At 65.1% G+C, this 16,582-nt stretch carries 17 protein-coding genes and 1 riboswitch; of the genes, 3 read left to right on the top strand and 14 right to left on the bottom strand.

Annotated features, from left to right (window positions below):
• Positions 1-96: 96 nt before the first annotated feature.
• The 9 genes from Q7V20_RS18575 to Q7V20_RS18615 form a co-directional block, all read right to left on the bottom strand.
• Positions 97-858, bottom strand: coding sequence for an SDR family NAD(P)-dependent oxidoreductase (locus Q7V20_RS18575; RefSeq protein ID WP_304794706.1), 762 nt, complete (start codon positions 856-858; stop codon positions 97-99).
• Between the two features lies 1 nt (position 859).
• Positions 860-1,873, bottom strand: a complete 1,014-nt coding sequence (locus tag Q7V20_RS18580; protein ID WP_304794710.1) for a fatty acid desaturase — start codon at positions 1,871-1,873, stop codon at positions 860-862.
• A gap of 16 nt (positions 1,874-1,889) precedes the next feature.
• Positions 1,890-2,885 (bottom strand): ABC transporter substrate-binding protein, encoded by a 996-nt coding sequence (locus tag Q7V20_RS18585; RefSeq protein ID WP_304794712.1) that lies wholly within the window; start codon positions 2,883-2,885, stop codon positions 1,890-1,892.
• Between the two features lie 53 nt (positions 2,886-2,938).
• Positions 2,939-3,051: riboswitch (guanidine-I (ykkC/yxkD leader) on the bottom strand.
• Between the two features lie 86 nt (positions 3,052-3,137).
• On the bottom strand, positions 3,138-4,790 hold the full coding sequence (locus Q7V20_RS18590) for a nitric oxide reductase activation protein NorD (protein ID WP_304794715.1): 1,653 nt from the start codon (positions 4,788-4,790) through the stop codon (positions 3,138-3,140).
• Positions 4,787-5,602, bottom strand: coding sequence for a CbbQ/NirQ/NorQ/GpvN family protein (locus Q7V20_RS18595; RefSeq protein ID WP_304794718.1), 816 nt, complete (start codon positions 5,600-5,602; stop codon positions 4,787-4,789). Before Q7V20_RS18595 ends, Q7V20_RS18590 begins: the two co-directional genes overlap by 4 nt.
• Before the next feature lie 2 nt (positions 5,603-5,604).
• Entirely contained in the window at positions 5,605-6,642 is a 1,038-nt protein-coding gene (locus Q7V20_RS18600; RefSeq protein ID WP_304794721.1) for an aliphatic amidase, read from the bottom strand.
• 111 nt (positions 6,643-6,753) lie between these two features.
• Positions 6,754-7,626, bottom strand: a complete 873-nt coding sequence (locus tag Q7V20_RS18605) for an intradiol ring-cleavage dioxygenase (RefSeq protein ID WP_304794724.1) — start codon at positions 7,624-7,626, stop codon at positions 6,754-6,756.
• 113 nt (positions 7,627-7,739) lie between these two features.
• The gene (locus Q7V20_RS18610; RefSeq protein WP_304794727.1) at positions 7,740-8,915 is read right to left on the bottom strand and encodes an ATP-binding protein; all 1,176 of its coding nucleotides are present in this window, start codon (positions 8,913-8,915) and stop codon (positions 7,740-7,742) included.
• A complete protein-coding gene (locus Q7V20_RS18615; protein WP_304794730.1) occupies positions 8,912-9,652 on the bottom strand; it encodes a response regulator in 741 nt (246 codons plus the stop codon). The genes Q7V20_RS18610 and Q7V20_RS18615 overlap by 4 nt, the downstream gene beginning before the upstream one ends.
• Positions 9,653-9,790: 138 nt before the next feature.
• Here Q7V20_RS18615 and Q7V20_RS18620 point away from each other — a divergent pair, with 138 nt between their 5' ends.
• Entirely contained in the window at positions 9,791-10,441 is a 651-nt protein-coding gene (locus Q7V20_RS18620) for a choice-of-anchor R domain-containing protein (protein WP_304794733.1), read from the top strand.
• Positions 10,438-11,274, top strand: coding sequence for a hypothetical protein (locus Q7V20_RS18625; protein ID WP_304794736.1), 837 nt, complete (start codon positions 10,438-10,440; stop codon positions 11,272-11,274). Before Q7V20_RS18620 ends, Q7V20_RS18625 begins: the two co-directional genes overlap by 4 nt.
• 9 nt (positions 11,275-11,283) lie before the next feature.
• On the opposite strand, the gene Q7V20_RS18630 is transcribed toward Q7V20_RS18625, so the two are convergent.
• The gene (locus Q7V20_RS18630) at positions 11,284-13,077 is read right to left on the bottom strand and encodes a long-chain fatty acid--CoA ligase (RefSeq protein ID WP_304794738.1); all 1,794 of its coding nucleotides are present in this window, start codon (positions 13,075-13,077) and stop codon (positions 11,284-11,286) included.
• Positions 13,078-13,194: 117 nt separating this feature from the next.
• Between Q7V20_RS18630 and Q7V20_RS18635 the strand changes: the two genes are divergently transcribed.
• Positions 13,195-14,628, top strand: a complete 1,434-nt coding sequence (locus Q7V20_RS18635) for an aldehyde dehydrogenase family protein (RefSeq protein WP_304794740.1) — start codon at positions 13,195-13,197, stop codon at positions 14,626-14,628.
• A 10-nt stretch (positions 14,629-14,638) separates the two neighbouring features.
• On the opposite strand, the gene Q7V20_RS18640 is transcribed toward Q7V20_RS18635, so the two are convergent.
• The 4 genes from Q7V20_RS18640 to Q7V20_RS18655 are packed head-to-tail and all read right to left on the bottom strand — an operon-like array spanning position 14,639 to position 16,580.
• Positions 14,639-14,941 carry an Mpo1-like protein gene (locus Q7V20_RS18640; protein WP_304794742.1) on the bottom strand — a complete coding sequence of 101 codons (303 nt, stop codon included), beginning with the start codon at positions 14,939-14,941 and terminating at the stop codon, positions 14,639-14,641.
• A 26-nt stretch (positions 14,942-14,967) separates the two neighbouring features.
• Positions 14,968-15,717: a 5'-methylthioadenosine/adenosylhomocysteine nucleosidase gene (locus tag Q7V20_RS18645; RefSeq protein ID WP_304794745.1), complete on the bottom strand. Its 750-nt coding sequence runs from the start codon at positions 15,715-15,717 to the stop codon at positions 14,968-14,970.
• Positions 15,714-16,133, bottom strand: coding sequence for a DUF6691 family protein (locus tag Q7V20_RS18650; protein WP_304794748.1), 420 nt, complete (start codon positions 16,131-16,133; stop codon positions 15,714-15,716). The genes Q7V20_RS18645 and Q7V20_RS18650 overlap by 4 nt, the downstream gene beginning before the upstream one ends.
• A gap of 9 nt (positions 16,134-16,142) precedes the next feature.
• On the bottom strand, positions 16,143-16,580 hold the full coding sequence (locus Q7V20_RS18655; protein WP_304794751.1) for a YeeE/YedE family protein: 438 nt from the start codon (positions 16,578-16,580) through the stop codon (positions 16,143-16,145).
• Positions 16,581-16,582 lie beyond the last annotated feature (2 nt).

Consider the following 16,582-nt stretch of genomic DNA (forward strand, 5'->3'; position numbering starts at 1 on the left):
GCAAGAGGATGGCGGGTTGCTCGGTCTGGATGAGGGCCTGGTAATCAACCCAGGACAACTCGTTCATGAACACGGTACGCATCAAGAAACTCCTGTTCAAGGCATCACCGACCCGCCGTTGGGCCCCAGCACCTGGCCGCAATAAAAGCGCGACAGGTCAGAGGCCAGGAACAGCGCGGTGTCGGCGATCTCCTCAGGTTGCGCGAAGCGGTGCTGGGGGATGTCCATTTCCTTGTCCAGCCATTCGGGGCTCATGTGGGCGGGGGACAGCATGGCGGTCTCCACCGGCCCCGGCGCAATCGCGTTGACGCGGATGTGGGGCGCGAACTCGCGGGCCAAGGAGCGCGTCAGGCCGATCACACCGGCCTTGGCGGCGCAGTAAGGGGCAAAGCTTGCGCGGCCCAGCAGGCCCAGGTCGGAGGCGATGTTGATGACCACGCCGCTACCCTGCATCACCATGCCGGGCAAGACGGCACGGCAGACCAGGAAGACCGAGGTGAGGTCGGTGGCGATCATGCGGTCCCAATCGGCCAGGGTGGTGTCCAGGAAGGGCTTTTCCTGGATGATGCCCGCGCAGTTGACCAGGATGTCGATGGGGCCCAACTCGGACACCACCGAGCGGACCATGGAGTCGACCGGGTAGGGGCGGGTCACGTCGGCCTCGATCACCATGGCGGAGGCGCCCAACGCGGCGGCCTCGTCGCGCACGGCGGTGGCTTCGGCATCCCGGCCCCAGTGGTTGATGGCCACGGCTGCACCAGCTTTGGCAAAGCCCAGGGCGATGGCCCGGCCGATGCCGCTGGCCGCGCCGGTGACCAGGGCCGTGCGGCCTTGCAGAGACAGGGTGGCCGCTTCCATGTCAGACTGCCGTCAAGAAGGACACGCCCACCGCGCCCAGGAAGCCATCGGCCCGGCCAGCACTCTCAGGCACCAACACTTCCCCATAGTCCACCGCCAGCACGCGCTTGACGCGGTTGATGTGGAAGCTGCGCAGCAACTGGCGCACCGGCACCACCTGCGCGTGCGTGTCGCCATACAGCTCGCGGTGCAATTTGGGCAGGCGGTGCCAAGGCTGGATGGGCTTCTCGTGATGCGCGTTGTGGAAGCCGAAGTTCAGCCACAGCATGTTCAGCACCGGGCTGTGAACGCCCACCACATTGCTGTAGGTGTTGGCCTGCTCATAGACCCGGTCGCGCACCTTGTCGGCCGGGATGGGCTGGTCGTCCATGATGGGGTATGCATCGTAGGTGTGCTGGAAGCAATCGGCAAAACGCAGCACGGTGATGAAGAGCAGGTAAGCCACGAAGTAGAGCAGCAAGGCCTTGAGCGAGACCCAGGCCAGCAGCGCGAAGGCCGCCGTGCGCACCAAGGCAATGCCGATGATGCGAGCGCGCATGGCCTTCTTGCGCTCATCGCGAAAAGGCAGCAACACGACGAAGCCACGCATTAGAAACTCCACCGCCGGGAAGTAGGCCCACTCCAGGGCCAACACGGTGTTTCGCAACCACGCGGGCGATCTGAGCAAGAAGCCGCGCGCATCGAAGGTGATCACATCTGCACGCTCCACGTGGTGGCGCATGTGCTTGCGGCGCATGTCGGCAAAGGCCGCATAGCAACTGCCATTGAGCCAGCTCATCAAGGTGCCCCAGCGCTCATTGGCCTCGGGCGTCTTGAAGATGGCCTGGTGGGCGAACTCGTGGATGAAGTAGGCCGACCAGACCAGCGTCAAGCTCACCAGCATCACGCCCAGCACGTTGACGGCCCAGTGAGGGGCCACCAGCATGGCCACGCCGAGCGGGTAGCCCAGCAAGGTGAATGCGAGGGCCGCCACGTTGGGGGCCACGCCATCGGCATAGCGAAAGCTCTTGAACATGGTGCCCCCTGCAGCTTTATTTCTTGATCAGCGCATTGACGAACTGCGCATCGAAGGTCGACTCGGTGGGCGGGATCGTGGTGATCTGGCCCTTGGCCTTCAGCAGCGTGCCGATGATCTCGCCGCTGGCGAAGTAGGAGGTGGTTTCCTTGCCCTTGGCAAAGGCCTTGGGCATCTCACTCAGCGCGATGTTGTGCACGCCGGTGAGCTGCTCTTTGACCTCTTTGGCCGACACGCCCATGGCCTTGCCGATGATGGCGGCGGCCTCATCGGGCTTGGCCTTCATGTAGGCCATGCCATCCAGGTAGCCCTTGATGACGCCCGAGATCTCGGTGGGCATGGACGCGATTTTCTTTTCGTCGAACACCAGCACGTCGGCGATCAGGCCGGGCGCGTCTTTGGACGAAAACACCACGTGGAACTTCTTGCCACCGCCCTGGCTCAGGATCTGCGACAGGCTGGGCTCGTAGGTCACGCCGATGGGCAACTGGCCCGAGGCCATGCCAGCGGGCACGGTTTCTGGCGTCATGCTGACGGCGGTGATGTCCTTGTCGGTCAGCTTGTTGACCTTCAGGGCATAAGACAGCAGGAAGTCGGAGGGCGAAAGCGGGTTGAAGCCGATCTTCTTGCCCTTGAACTCGCTCACCTTGGTGATGGCCTTGGTGGCCACGATGGCGTCACCGCCATTGGAGTAGTCGATGGGCATCACCACCTTCTGCATGCGGCCTGCCGCGACCTGGCCGATGACCTGGTCATACGTGAGCATGCCGCCATCGACCGCGCCACTGGTGATGGCCGAGGGGATCAGGGCCGGGTCACTGAAGATCTGCAGCGAGACCTTGAGGTTGTATTTCTTGAAGAGGTCCAGCGCTTCGGCCACGTAGAAGGGCCCGTAGCCGATCCACACGACGGTGCCGATTTTCAGGGAGGTGGCGGCCATGGACGCGCCGGTGACCAGGGAAAAGGCCAGCGCGGTGGCGGCCTGGAGAACGCGAAGACGGGGAAATGCCATTGGAAGCTCCGGTTGAGGGGACAAGCGCAGGGGCGAGACGATGTGGATCGTCGCTCTCCCGGGCTTTTGTCCCTCCGTGGAGCCTCTTGCGAGGCCGGGGCACTCTTGGACCAGACAAAGATGGCTTGGCAGTCAACCATCGATCGGAACCCTAGTGCCCCTCAGTAGATGATCCGCGCACCTTTTCAGAGATGCACCAAAATCGCTCCACCTGCACAGGTGCTGATGCAATAGGTGTGCCAGCAGGCTTGATCACGCGGCGGTGAGCCAGCGGTACAGGCCGCACAGCCGCGTCGGCAAGGTCAAGGCGTTCTCCACGATGTGGTAATTGCGCCAGCCAAAGATGCGGCGCGCATAGGTGTCGGCGCGCGGATCCACGACCAGGCCATGCACTTGCAACCCGGCAGAGCGCGCCGCGTGGGTGGCATGGCGCGCGTCTTCCACCAGGTGGTGCGGCGTGTGAACGTCGATGTCGGAGGGCGCACCATCGGTCAGCACCAGGATGGCTTTCAAGTCGTTCGATTCTTCGGCCAGACTGGCGGTGGCGTGGCGCAAGGCCGCACCCAAACGGGTTGAGTGGCGCCCCGGCGCGGATGACAGCACCGTGCGTGCGGCCCCATCGATGGGCGCGCCGAAATCGATCAGGCGGTAGTAGCTGACCTCCGAACGGGTGTTGGACGAGAAGCCATGCACGGCGATGCGATCGCCCCTGGCGTGCACGGCATCCGCCAGCATCAGGGTGGCGCGCTTCTCCAGGTCGAGGAAGGACTGGCCGCCATCGCCCAGGGGGTCGTTCGTGGACTCGGACAAATCCAGCAAGACCAGGATGCTGGCCGGGGTGTCAGCCGTGGCCCGGCGTGTGAAGAAGCGTGATTCAGCGGAGCGTCGGGAGCGGTGTTCCACCATGAACTCCACCACCGCGTTGAGGTCGAGCTCATCACCTTCGGCTTGACGCCGCAGGCGGCGCCCGCCATTCAGGTGCAGCGAACGCTTCAGGGCGATGGGCACAGCGGAGACCGGATGCACCAGTTTGGACGCATGCCGCCAAGGCGGCAACTTCTCGATCACGGTGCACCAATCCTGGCGCAGCAGCGACAGGCGGTGGTCCCACTCCGGGTAGTGGTGCTGGCTCAGGGCCACCTCTTCGGCGAGCACCTCCGCCGCCGCGCCGCCCGCAGGCTGGTCCAAGGCCTGAGGCTGGCGTTGCTGTGGCACGTGCAAGGCCTGCTCGGGCGGTGGATCGGCCGACGAGACCTCGTGATGCCACAGGAAGGTGTTGTCGTCTCGGTATGGCGCCGAGACCTGATATTGCCCAGGCCTGAAGGCCACGCGTGTCTGGCCCAGGTCGTGCACCAAATTCAAGGCGATCTGCCGGAAGCCTTCGCGGTCATGCAGGTCGGCCGCTTGCGCTTCAAACAAGGTGCGGGCCTTTTGGACCCAAGGGTGACCGTCCCGGTAGTTCGGGTCCATCAACGCCAGATCCAGGCGGGAGATCAGCGCGGCAAAGCCGACGCCTTCGGGCTGAACGGCCAGGCGCAAGGGCGCCAGGAACCAGTCGCGCATGCCGGGGTGGTCGCGCAGCAGCAGGCGTTCGACGCGCGCGTCTTCCAGCGCCGAAATCAGGGCCACGGACATCGGTTTGAGGCCGGCGGAGGGCACCGATGGCTTTGAATACTTCAAGTGGGCCACGGCGTGCGCGATGGCGGCTCGGCCCAACTGGTGCAGGTCAAGGCCCTGTGGCACAGGCAAGTCATCGGGCAGCAGCAAATGGGTGGGCGTCAGCACGGGGCGCGAAGGCAGTCCTTCTGGTGCCAAAGATCCGCCCGGCTGCAGGACGAGATCTCGGCCCCACAAACCCAGCGCCAACCAGCGCAGGGAGGGCAAGGCAGTCAGCCAAGCACTCATGCACCTGCCTCTCGCCCGAACTGCGCTTCCACGAAATCACGCAGCGTGCGGGTCATGTCGGGGTCGTCGGTCAAGGCATGGGTCAAGGCCATGTCGCAGCTTTCACGCGCGCCCAGACCCGAGCTCAGCAACAGGCCGGCGTAGATCAGCATGCGGGTCGACATGCCTTCGTCCAGCCCCCGGCCCTTCAAGGCCCGCGATTGGTGGGCAATGCGCACCAGCTTGGTGGCCACGTCCAAGGCGATGCCGGTTTCGTGCGCCACGATGCCCGCTTCGATCTCGCACGGTGGGTAGTCGAACTCCAGTGCCGCGAAGCGCTGGCGGGTCGAGGCTTTCATGTCCTTGGAGCGGCTTTGGTAGCCGGGGTTGCAGGACACGATCAACTGGAAGTCGGGGTGGGCGTGCACCACCTCGCCTTTTTTATCCAGCGGCAGCATGCGGCGCGCATCGGTGAGCGGGTGGATGACCACGGTGGTGTCCTGGCGGGCCTCGACCACCTCGTCGAGGTAGCAGATGCCGCCATGGCGCACGGCCAGGGTCAGCGGCCCGTCGTGCCAGGTCGTGCCTTCGGCATCCAGCAGATAACGCCCCACCAGGTCGGACGCCGTCATGTCTTCGTTGCAGGCCAGCGTGACCAAGGGGCGGTCAAGCTTCCAGGCCATGTGCTCGACGAAGCGCGTCTTGCCACAACCGGTGGGGCCCTTCAGCAGCAAGGGCATGCGGTGCCGCCAGGCGTGCTCGAACAGCGCGACCTCGTTGCCGGTCGCCTGGTAGAAGGGCTCGACGCGGATGCGGTAGGTGTCGAGCGCCATCTTCACCGGTGCGTGGGTGGCGTGTTGGGGATCCCCTCGATGGGGCACTCGGGGGTGCCCGCAGTCGAACGGGTGATGGCCTCCACCATCTCGCGCGTGCCCTCGGGGTCGTTCACCCACTTGCCGTAGAACTCGAAGGGGCAGGCCGCCACGCCCTTGGCGTCTTCGCCCGAGTTGATCTTGCCGGTGTAGCCCCGGTGCACCAGCTTGTAGAGGTGGTTGTTGGACTGCTGGTTCTTGCGCGCATCGCGGATCGAGCTCATGGACATCTCGGCGTACTGGATGCCCATCTCTTCAGTGCCGCACTCGCCCAGGCTGCGGCCGTCGTAGCCCACCAAGGCCGAGTGGCCGAAGTAGCTGTAGACACCATCGAAGCCGGTGGCGTTGGCCACGGCCACGTAGACGTTGTTCATCCAGGCCATGCACTTGGCCACCATGATCTGCTGCTCTTTGGCGGGGTACATGTAGCCCTGGCAGCGCACGATGAGTTCGGCGCCGCGCATGGCGCAGTCGCGCCAGATCTCGGGGTAGTTGCCGTCGTCGCAGATGATCAGGCTGACCTTCATGCCCTTGGGGCCGTCGGACACGTAAGTGCAGTTGCCCGGGTACCAGCCCTCGATGGGCGTCCACGGCATGATCTTGCGGTACTTCTGGACGATCTCGCCCTGGTTGTTCATCAAGATGAGCGTGTTGTAGGGCGCCTTGTTGGGGTGCTCTTCGTGGCGCTCGCCGGTGAGCGAGAACACGCCCCACACATTGGCCTTGCGGCAGGCGGCCGCGAAGATCTCGGTTTCTTCGCCGGGCACGGTCGAGGCAGTGTCGTACATCTCCTGGGCGTCGTACATGATGCCGTGGGTTGAGTATTCCGGAAACACCACCAGGTCCATGCCGGGCAGGCCCTGCTTCATGCCGACCAGCATTTCGCCGATCTTGCGGGCGTTGGCCAGCACTTCGGCCTTGGTGTGCAGGCGGGGCATCTTGTAGTTGACGACGGCCACGCCAACGGTGTCGTTGCTGCTGCCAATGTCTCCGTGTCTCATGGGGAACTCCTGGTGGGAAAGGGTGGTGACTCCTTCAAAGCAAGAATCGGACAAGCCAAAAAGGCCCACACCGGAACGAGTCGGTCTGGACCTTTTTGGCCTTTTGGGCCTTCAAGCCGAAATGCCCACCGTCAACGTGGCCGCGTAGCCATTGACGATGTCGCCGGTGACACTCGCCACCTGCAAGGTCACGCCATCGCTGAACACGTTGTCGGTGGCAAAGCTGATCTGGCTCAGGTTGCTGATGCTGGCGCTGTACCCGATGGCGCCGTTGTAGACGGTCTGGCACACGTCCACCGGAAACGCCAATTGCGAGGTTCTGAGCTTGTTGCTGTACTGCGTGGCCACATTGGCCGATCGGTAGATCTCGAAGTGCATGTGAGGCATGCGGCCCGAGTAGCAGCCCGGGAAGATGGTGGTGAAGGTCACCACCCCACCACTGTCGGTGGACTGCACACCACGCAGGTAGTTCTCGTCCGTGATGCCCGAGGAGTACATGGAGTACTTGCCATCCCGATCGCAGTGCCACAGGTAGATGGCGTAGCCCGACAGGTCGGCACAACTGGCCGCCGTGTTGACCAGCCTGAGTTCGATGGTGAGGGGCACCCCGGCCGCCACGCCCGTGGAGCCAGCGATGCTGGCACGGATGTCGCTGCGCACGATGCCGCTCAAGGCCAGCGCGTTGGCGATTGACCCGTTGCTGGTGTTCGAGCCATCGCCTGGGTAAGGGCCGGCGGTTTCTTCGGGGATGACCGAGCAGGAGGCTGTGGTTCCGCTGCCGGTGGTGGTGGTCGATGTGGTGGTGTTGCTGCCAGAAGCGCTGCTGGACGAGTCGGCGTCATCACCGCCACCGCCGCAGCCGAGCAGGGCCGTGGTGCCAGCGCCCACCAGCCAGCGCAGGGCTTGCCGACGCCTCGCAGCGGCATGCTGGATCGTTTGCAGGTCGTGGGCCAGGCCCTGATCGTGGTCGTGCAGCTCGTGCATGGGTGCCTTGTCGTTGATGCCCGGGCACGTCTTGCCCGTCAACGCATTACAGCGACCCTGTTTATCGGGCGTTTAGCCGCTTTGTGTCCAGCACGACACAAAGCCACTGAACGTCAACGCGACGCCGGGCCGCGCGGCAACAGCACCTCGGCGCGCAAGCCGCCTTCAGGGCGGTTGAGCAAGGTCAGCGTGCCACCTTGCCGCACGATCAGATCACGGGCGATGTACAAGCCCAGGCCCGTGCCGCCCGTGTCGCGGTTGCGCGAGCTCTCGACCCGGTAGAAGGGCTGGAACACCGCCTCCAATTGGCTGGACGGGATGCCAGGCCCAACATCGTCCACCACGATGCGCACATGGTGTGCATGCGACTGCACCCACACATCGGCGCGTTGGCCATAGCGCAGCGCATTGCTGACCAGGTTGGACACCACGCGGCGCAGCAGCACGGGCTGAGCCCGCACCACGGCCGCGCTGCCGCTGAAGGTGACGGGCTGGCCCTGCTCCAGCAGGTCATCGGTCAAGGATTGCACCACCGAGCACACGTCCGTATTCTGGAACGGTTCGGTCGAACCCGAATCGCGGAACATCTGCAAGGCCGAGTCGATCAACTCGTTCATCTCGCGGATGTCGCTCACGCAGCGCTCAACCAGCGGGTCATCCGGCAGGCTGACCATGCGCAGGCGCATGCGCGTCAAAGGCGTGCGCAGGTCGTGCGACAGGGCCGCCACCATCAGGCCACGCGCCCTGAACTGTTCGCTCAATCGCCGGGCCATGTCGTTGAAGACGCGGGCGGTCTCCCGCACCTCGGTCGTGCCCTCGGTGTCGTCCAGCTTGGAGATGCCCGGTTCTTGCCCCAAGGACGCCGTCAAGGCGCGCGATGCCGCGGCCAAGGTCTGCATGGGCCTGGACAGCCAACGCGCGCCCAGCCAGGCCGCCAAGCCGATGATCAGCAGCCTGACCCCGTAGTCGAGCACCAGCAGGCCCGTTGGCAGGGCGCCCATGGGCGGGCCTGCATGGCCGCCATCCTCACCGTGCGGTGGCGGTGGTTCGGAGAATGGCCCGCCATGGTCACCCGGTTCGCCTGGGCCGCCTTGAAACCCGGGCGTGGGTGGCAAAGATGGGAAGGTCGGCAAGGGCGGACCGCCTGCTTCAGACCCATGGGGCGGCAACTCGGTGCGAAGCAGCGACACCACCGAGTACGCCACCACATGGCTGCCCACCAGCGCCACCCACATCAGGATGAACAGGCGCCTGAACAAGGTGTCGCCCAGCCAGCGTTTGAGCTTCATGCCTGCACTTTCGCGTCGAACAAGTAGCCCTCGCCGCGCATGGTCTTGATCAGCATGGGTTCGCGTGGCGAATCGCCCAGCTTCTGGCGCAGGCGCGACACGGCCAGGTCGATGCTGCGGTCGTTGACCTCCACGCCGGGCGCGCGCGTCAGGTCGATCAGTTGATCGCGGCTGAGCACGCGGCCAGGGCGTTCCACGAAGGCCGCCAGCAAGCGGTACTCGGCGCTGGACAAGGCCACGACCACGTCTTGCGGTGACACCAGCTGACGCAACAGCCGGTCGAACTGCCAGCCCTGGAACTGGACCATGCGCCGGGCTTCTGCCCCGCCGCGCTCACCCTTTTGCGCGCGGCGCAGCACGGCGTTGATGCGGGCCACCAGCTCGCGTGGCTCGAAGGGCTTGGCAAGGTAGTCGTCCGCGCCCACCTCCAGCCCCAGCACGCGGCTGGCGGGATCGCCTTGCGCGGTCAGCATGATCACGGGCGTGCCAGCGGTGTCTTGCACCCAGCGGCACAGCACCAGGCCGTTGTCGTCGGGCAGCATCAGGTCCAGCACGATGACATCGAAGCTACCCGGCTGCACCAGGCGGCGCATCTCTGCACCACACGAGGCGGTGGTCACCGTCATGCCGAAGCGCTGAAGGTAGTCGCGCACCGAATCGCGGATGTCGCCATCGTCGTCAACCACCAGGCATCGGTTCATGGTTTGAGTGGGCAGGGGTGTCGTGGATCGGCTCATTCTAGGCAGTCTGGCGGGCCATCTTGTCTGGGCGGTAGGCGCTGTGTGTCCAGTTGGACATGAAGTGCGCACAAAGCGGACAAATCACGTGGTCAAGCTGACGCTCCCAACCACCCAAAAACATTGGAGCACGCTGACATGAACCACCGACCGATCACCGCCAGGCTGAAAGCCATTGGCGCGGCCAGCGCCTTGTGCGCCCTCGTTTGGGCCGCCCCTTTCGCGGCCCAGGCCACCACGCTTTCCGACAACACCACGCAGATCACAGCGGACACCGTGGCGGCCGACGCGACCAACTGGCTGGCAGCGAGCTTCAGCACCGACACCACCTACAGTGCCGCCACCCTGCAAGCCGTGGTGCTGGCACTGGCCGACAGTGGCGCGACCACCCTGGCGCTGTACAGCAGCGATGCCAGCAGCCTGGTGCCCGACAGCCTGCTCGCCAACTTCAACCTGGTGTCCACCTCCGCCACGGCCAGCACCTTCTCCTTGAGCGACATCGACCTGCAAGGCAACGCCACCTACTGGCTGGTGCTGAGCAACGCCAGCGGCAGCACGAACTGGTCATGGACCGAAGCCAGCGATGGCACGGGCAGCGGCTTCACCGGCACCTGGGCCAACAGCGATGACGCCGGTGGCGTCTGGTTCACCAACAGCAACCTTTACCCCCTGCAGGCGGGCGTGACGGTGGTCAGCGCCGTGCCCGAACCTGCTTCGATGCTGCTGTGGCTGGGCGCCATGCCTTGGCTGATGCTGGCCCGCGCCAAGAACCAAGGAGCGAGCGCATGAGCACCCACCGATTGATCAACACCCATCGCCGCCTGCTACTGAAAAACAGTGCCGCAGGCGCCGCCCTCATCATGGCCGCGCCTCTGACGCGCGCCGCCCTGGGCAACCGCTCCACGGTGGACGTGACCGAAGGCCCTTACTTCGTGGACGAACTACTGAACCGGCCTGACATCCGCGTCGACCCGAGCGATGGCACCACGCAGGAAGGCCTGCTGCTCTTGTTGTCAGTGACCGTCTCGACCCTGGACACCACCACCGGCGTGACCAAGCCCTTGCCGGGCGCCTTCGTCGACCTGTGGCACTGCAACGCCCTGGGCCTGTACTCCGATGTGAGCGAAAATGGTACCGTGGGCAAGAAGTTCTTGCGCGGCTACCAGGTCAGCGACAAGCAGGGCAAGGTGCAGTTTCGCAGCATCTACCCCGGCTGGTACTCGGGCCGCTCACCGCACATGCATTGCAAGGTTCGCCAGTACAGCAACGGCGCCAAGAGTTCGGAGCTGACCACGCAGTTCTTCTTCGACGAGCAACTGTCGCAGTTGGTCTACACCGACTCCAACCTGCCCTACTACACACATGGCCTGCCAGACCAGCCACACAGCACGGACCAGGTCTACAACGGCAACAACAGCTGCATTGCGGGGGCCTTGGCCGGTGATTCTCTCAAGCTCACCTTGGCGCGCACGGCCAAATACGTGACCGCCAAGTTCGACATCCTGATCGACGCCGCCAGCCGGTGCGCCAGCACAGAGACGAACAGCGGTGGTGGTGCAGGTGGCGGTGGGACGCCACCCATTGGCGGCATGCCTCCCGGCATGACCCCGCCCACCACCTGACGGATCGGATCAGGCCCGCATCGCGGGCTGGTCCTCGTACATCTCATCCACCAGGTGCTGGTAGCGGTCGATCACGGCCTTGCGCTTGACTTTCAAGGTTGGTGTCAGGTCACCCGCCTGGATGGACAAGGCGCTGGGCAGCACGCTGAACTTGCGGATGTGCGCCACCCGCGCCTGCCGGGCATTGACCTCGTCGATGCCACGCTGCAGTTCCTCCAGCACCAGCGGGTGGCGGTGCAGGTCCGGGCCGCTGATCAGGCTGGCCGCGGCCAGGGCCGCCAAGGCGTCCGGGTTGATCGTCAGCAAGGCGCTCAGGTAGTGGCGCCCATCGCCGCAGACCACGGCGTGCTCCACCAGCGGCACGGTCATCAGGTCAGACTCGATATTGGCCGGCGAGATGTTCTTGCCGCCCGAGGTGATCAGCAGGTCCTTCTTGCGCCCGGTGATGTACAGGTAGCCATCAGCATCGATGTGGCCCAGGTCGCCGCTGAACAGCCAGCCATCCTGCATGGCCTCGGCCGTGGCCTTGGGGCTGCCCGCGTAGCCTTGAAAGATGTGCGGCCCGCGCACCATGATTTCGCCGTCGTCGGCGATGCGCATGTCCACGCCCTTCAAGGGCCGACCGACCGAGCCGATGCGCGTGGCGCCATCGGTGCTCAGGCTGGTGGCACCGCAGGTTTCGGACTGGCCATAGACCTCGCGGATGACCAGGTCCAGGCCTGTCATGAACTTCAGCTTCTCGGCCGCGATCGGCGCCGCCCCGGACGACAGCATGTGCGCCTGGTCCAGCCCGATGGCCGCCTTCACCTTCTGGTGGATCAGCTTGCCCGCCCATTGCTTCTGCCAATTCAACCAGGCACTGGGCTGGCGCCCGTCCAGGATCGCCCCATGCCATTGCTGGCCCACGCGCAAGGCCCAGGCCGCCAGGTGCTTCTTCACCCCGGTGGCCGCCGCCAGCTTGGCCGAGATGCCCGCGTGCATCTTCTCCCAAACACGCGGCACCCCAAAGAAAATGGTGGGGCGGACCTCCTTGAGGTGCTCGCCCAACTCGTCCAGGCTGCGCGCAAAGTAAATGGGAAAGCCCACCAGCGCTGGCGTGTGGATGCTCACCATCTGCTCGGCCACGTGCGCCAGCGGCAGGTAGGAGATGACCCGCTCTTGCGCGGTGGCCGTGAGCGATTGGCCCAGCGCGGTGGCGCTCCAGGCCAGGTTGGCATGCGACAGCACCACTGCCTTGGACGGCCCCGTGGTGCCGGAGGTGTAGATGTAAGTGCCCGGATCGCCGGGTTGCAGTTCATGCAGGCGGCGCTCCACCAGGGTCTGCAGGCGCGTCTCGCCCAGCGCCATGAAATCGCACCATGACATGGCATCGCCCAGGGCCGTCGCCCCCTTCATCCGGATGAGCTGGCGCAGGTGCGGCAACTGAGCGCGCAAAGCCGTCACCTGCTGGTGGCGCTCATCGCTGTCCACCAGCAGCACCGGGCTGCGCGAGTGGTTGAGCACGTACTCGATCTCGTTGGGCGGACTGGTCCAGTAGATGCCGGCGGGCACGGCGCCAATCATCATGGCGGCCATGTCCATGATCACCCACTCGGGCCGGTTGAAGCCCAGCACGCACACCACGTCGCCGGGGTTCACCCCCAGCGCCAGCAGCGCGCGCGCGGCAGCATCCACCTGGTCGGCGTAGTCGTTCCACGTGGTCGCTTTCCAGCCCTCGGCCTCGCGCACGAAGTAGGCGGGCTGGTCAGGGTGGCGCAAGGCCGTCTGCACAAAGCGGGCAGGCGTGGAAACGAAATTTTGCATGGGCCCATGCTAGGCCTGGATGACGTTAACGTCAACTTGATATCCATTGGGTAAAACGCTTATTGGTCGCGTCACGGCGGATCGATACAGTGCGTCAGGCTGGAGGAGCGCTCACCCATGTCAGCCCTGATGTCCGAGAGCGATCCCGCTCTGATGCAAGAAGTCTTCGACGCCCAGGGCTCGACCGCCCTGCGTTGGCGCACTTCCACGGCCGCCGAGCGCATCGCCCGCCTGGCCAAGCTGCGCGAAGTCATCCTGGCCCACCGCGAGGCGCTCTACCAAGCCTTTCAGCAAGATTTTCGCAAGCCTGAAACCGAAGTCGAAGGCTCCGAGATCGTCCCCATCCTGGACGAAATTCGCCACGCCATCAGGCACCTCAAGGGCTGGATGAAACCCACGCGCATCAGGCCCACGCTGCTCACCTGGGGCAACCGCGCCTGGGTGCAGCACCAGCCGCGCGGCCGCTGCCTGGTCATCGCCCCCTGGAACTACCCGCTCAACCTGTCGATCTGCCCTTTGATCTCGGCCATCGCGGCGGGCAACACAGTCATCCTCAAGCCTTCGGAGATGGCGCCGCACGTCAGCGCCGTGCTGGCCCGCATCATCGCCACCGTGTTCAAGCTGGAAGAGGTGGCCGTGTTCGAGGGCAGCCTGCCCACCGCGCAAGCGTTGCTCGACAAGCCGTTCGACCACATCTTCTTCACCGGCTCGCCCTCCGTGGGCAAGCTGGTGATGGCGGCAGCGGCCAAGCACCTGAGCAGCATCACCCTGGAGCTCGGCGGCAAGTCGCCCACCATCGTGGACGAGACCGCCAACGTGGACCAGGCCGCCGAAACCATCCTCTGGGGCAAGCTGATCAACGCCGGCCAAACCTGCCTGGCGCCCGACCACCTGTACGTGCACGAGTTCGTCAAAGCCCGCTTCCTGGCCGCCTGCCAGAAAGTGCTGCAGGCCCGCTATGGCAGCAGCGCGCTGGCACAGAAAAACAGCCCCGACCTCGCCCGCATCGTCAATCCACGGCACACCCAGCGCCTGCAAGCCATGCTGGACAACGCCGTGCAAAGGGGTGCTACCGTGTTGGCAGGTGGTGAGGTCGATGTGCCGCAATGCTATGTTGCCCCCACACTGATCGAGGGCGTGCCTGCGGATGCCGCGCTGTTGCAGGAAGAGATCTTCGGCCCCATCTTCCCGGTGATCGGCTACACCGACCTGGACCAGGTCATCGAGCAGATCAACCGGCAACCCAAACCGCTGGCCCTGTACCTGTGGACACAGGACCAGGCCCGGGTTCACCACGTGCTGGCGCACACCAGCTCGGGTGGTGCTTGCGTCAACCATTGCATCGTTCACGTGGCGCACACGGGGCTGCCGTTTGGCGGGGTCAACAACTCGGGCGTGGGCAGTTGCCATGGCCACCATGGCTTCAAGGCGTTTTCACATGAACGCTCGGTGCTGCAAGGCGGCTGGCTGAATTCGATCCGCGTCTTCTTCCCGCCTTACACGGCCGCGCGCCACCGCTTGATCCGCTTCATCTCGGACCGCCTGGCTTGACGCGCGCAACTCACCAGCGCACCTTGCCCGTCAGGGCCTGGTACAGCATCACCCAATCACCCATGAAGCTGTAGATGGGGTGGCTGAAGGTGGCGGGTTTGTTCTTCTCGAACACGAAATGGCCGATCCATGCAAAGGCATAGCCAATGATGGGCACGCCCAGCAGGTAGACCCACTGCCTGGTGGCCACCACCGCCACCAATGCCGCCAGCACCAGCAGCGAGCCCACCAGGTGCAGGCGGCGGCAGGTCAGATCGGCGTGCTGCGAAAGGTAAAAGGGATAAAACTCCTTGAACGAGTTGAAGCGGCTCATGTCTGTCTCCTTCTTCTTCGAGTGGATCACCGAGGCAGGCGTTCCAGCACCGCCTTGACCACGGCCAGAGAATAGCGGCTGGCCACCTCGAGCACAAAGCGCTGAAAGTCCACGTGCGCCGCGTCGTCCGCGCGGTCCGAGATCGTGCGGATCACGGCAAAGGGCACGCCAAAATCGTGGCACCCCTGGGCCAGCGCCGCCCCTTCCATCTCCACCGCCAGGGCATCCGGCAAGGCCAGACGCAAGGCATCGCTCTCACTGGTGGTGTCGACAAAGAGGTCACCACTGATCACCAGGCCCTGGTGCACGCGAGGTGCCGATGGCACCAGCCCATGCACGTGGGCCTCGGCCAGCACGTCGGTGGCGGCTTGCACCACCAGTCGGCCCAGGTCCGCATCGGCCCACAAGCGGTCCACGCCCAGGCCTGGCAATTCAAACCGCGGAAACAAGGGCGAAGCGTCCATGTCGTGCTGCAGCAAGGCGTCGGCCACCACCACATCGCCCACGCGAACGCCCTCGCCCAGGCCACCGGCCACACCGGTGAACAACACCCGATCGACCTCGAACTCGGTGAGCAGCAAGGTGGTCGTGGTGGCCGCCGCCACCTTGCCGATGCGCGACAGCACGGCCACCACCTCGTGCCCACACCACTGGCTGAGCCAGAACGTGCGCCCGGCACGCTGCACCTGCTGGCCCGGCGGCATGGCCTGCAGCAGGGCGCTCAGTTCTTCAGGCATGGCCGCCACGATGGCCACACGCCGCACTGCTTGATTCATCTCCGCCCCCGCCGCTCCAACCATTCAAACAAGCCCATGCCCACCAGCATGGCCCCCACGAACACCAGCGCCTTGACCTCCCCCATGCCCAAGGCCACCAAACCCGGCCCCGGGCAAAAGCCCGCGATGCCCCAGCCCACACCAAACAGCACACTGCCGCCGATCAGGCGCCGGTCAATGTGGCTGGCGGTGGGCAGCTTCATGACCCCGCCCAGCAAGGACACCGTGCGCCTGCGGGCCACCGCGAACGCCACCACGCCGACCGCGATGGCGCCCGCCATCACGAAGGCCAGCGAGGGATCCCATGAACCCGCCAGGTCCAGAAAGCCCAACACCTTGGCCGGATTGGCCATGCCCGACACGATCAGGCCAAGGCCAAACAGCAGGCCCGCCAGCAAAGAAGTGAAGATGCTCATGGTGACTCCTTAAACGCCCAGCGCATGGCGCAGCACAAACACCGTCAGGAAGCCTGCGGCCATGAACGTCACGGTGGCCACCAGCGAACGAGGCGACCAGCGCGACAACCCGCAAACGCCATGGCCACTGGTGCAACCCGAGCCATACCGCGTGCCCACCCCCACCAACAGCCCCGCCACGATCAGCGCGGCGTACCCGGCGTCAATCTGCGGCACAGGCCAGGCCGTGACCAGGCCGTAGACCAGGGGCGCGCCCACCAGGCCCAGCACAAAAGCCACGCGCCACGCCACATCCCCCGAGACCGGCTTCATCAACAAACCGCCCAACACACCGCTGATGCCCGCGATGCGCCCGTTCAACAAGATCAGCATGGCTGCCGCCAGCCCGATCAGGACGCCCCCGATCAGTGCGGACCAGGGGGTAAAAGCATTCCAATCGATCGACATCG

The organism is Aquabacterium sp. (assembly GCF_030652515.1).
Classification (GTDB): Bacteria; Pseudomonadota; Gammaproteobacteria; order Burkholderiales; family Burkholderiaceae_C; genus Aquabacterium.

What these genes read in the sequence shown, in the direction of transcription:
- Q7V20_RS18575 (WP_304794706.1), bottom strand. Translation starts at nt 858, where the DNA reads ATGGAAGCGGCCACCCTGTCTCTGCAAGGCCGCACGGCCCTGGTCACC.
- Q7V20_RS18580 (WP_304794710.1), bottom strand. Translation starts at nt 1,873, where the DNA reads ATGTTCAAGAGCTTTCGCTATGCCGATGGCGTGGCCCCCAACGTGGCG.
- Q7V20_RS18585 (WP_304794712.1), bottom strand. Translation starts at nt 2,885, where the DNA reads ATGGCATTTCCCCGTCTTCGCGTTCTCCAGGCCGCCACCGCGCTGGCC.
- Q7V20_RS18590 (WP_304794715.1), bottom strand. Translation starts at nt 4,790, where the DNA reads ATGAGTGCTTGGCTGACTGCCTTGCCCTCCCTGCGCTGGTTGGCGCTG.
- Q7V20_RS18595 (WP_304794718.1), bottom strand. Translation starts at nt 5,602, where the DNA reads ATGGCGCTCGACACCTACCGCATCCGCGTCGAGCCCTTCTACCAGGCG.
- Q7V20_RS18600 (WP_304794721.1), bottom strand. Translation starts at nt 6,642, where the DNA reads ATGAGACACGGAGACATTGGCAGCAGCAACGACACCGTTGGCGTGGCC.
- Q7V20_RS18605 (WP_304794724.1), bottom strand. Translation starts at nt 7,626, where the DNA reads ATGCACGAGCTGCACGACCACGATCAGGGCCTGGCCCACGACCTGCAA.
- Q7V20_RS18610 (WP_304794727.1), bottom strand. Translation starts at nt 8,915, where the DNA reads ATGAAGCTCAAACGCTGGCTGGGCGACACCTTGTTCAGGCGCCTGTTC.
- Q7V20_RS18615 (WP_304794730.1), bottom strand. Translation starts at nt 9,652, where the DNA reads ATGAGCCGATCCACGACACCCCTGCCCACTCAAACCATGAACCGATGC.
- Q7V20_RS18620 (WP_304794733.1), top strand. Translation starts at nt 9,791, where the DNA reads ATGAACCACCGACCGATCACCGCCAGGCTGAAAGCCATTGGCGCGGCC.
- Q7V20_RS18625 (WP_304794736.1), top strand. Translation starts at nt 10,438, where the DNA reads ATGAGCACCCACCGATTGATCAACACCCATCGCCGCCTGCTACTGAAA.
- Q7V20_RS18630 (WP_304794738.1), bottom strand. Translation starts at nt 13,077, where the DNA reads ATGCAAAATTTCGTTTCCACGCCTGCCCGCTTTGTGCAGACGGCCTTG.
- Q7V20_RS18635 (WP_304794740.1), top strand. Translation starts at nt 13,195, where the DNA reads ATGTCAGCCCTGATGTCCGAGAGCGATCCCGCTCTGATGCAAGAAGTC.
- Q7V20_RS18640 (WP_304794742.1), bottom strand. Translation starts at nt 14,941, where the DNA reads ATGAGCCGCTTCAACTCGTTCAAGGAGTTTTATCCCTTTTACCTTTCG.
- Q7V20_RS18645 (WP_304794745.1), bottom strand. Translation starts at nt 15,717, where the DNA reads ATGAATCAAGCAGTGCGGCGTGTGGCCATCGTGGCGGCCATGCCTGAA.
- Q7V20_RS18650 (WP_304794748.1), bottom strand. Translation starts at nt 16,133, where the DNA reads ATGAGCATCTTCACTTCTTTGCTGGCGGGCCTGCTGTTTGGCCTTGGC.
- Q7V20_RS18655 (WP_304794751.1), bottom strand. Translation starts at nt 16,580, where the DNA reads ATGTCGATCGATTGGAATGCTTTTACCCCCTGGTCCGCACTGATCGGG.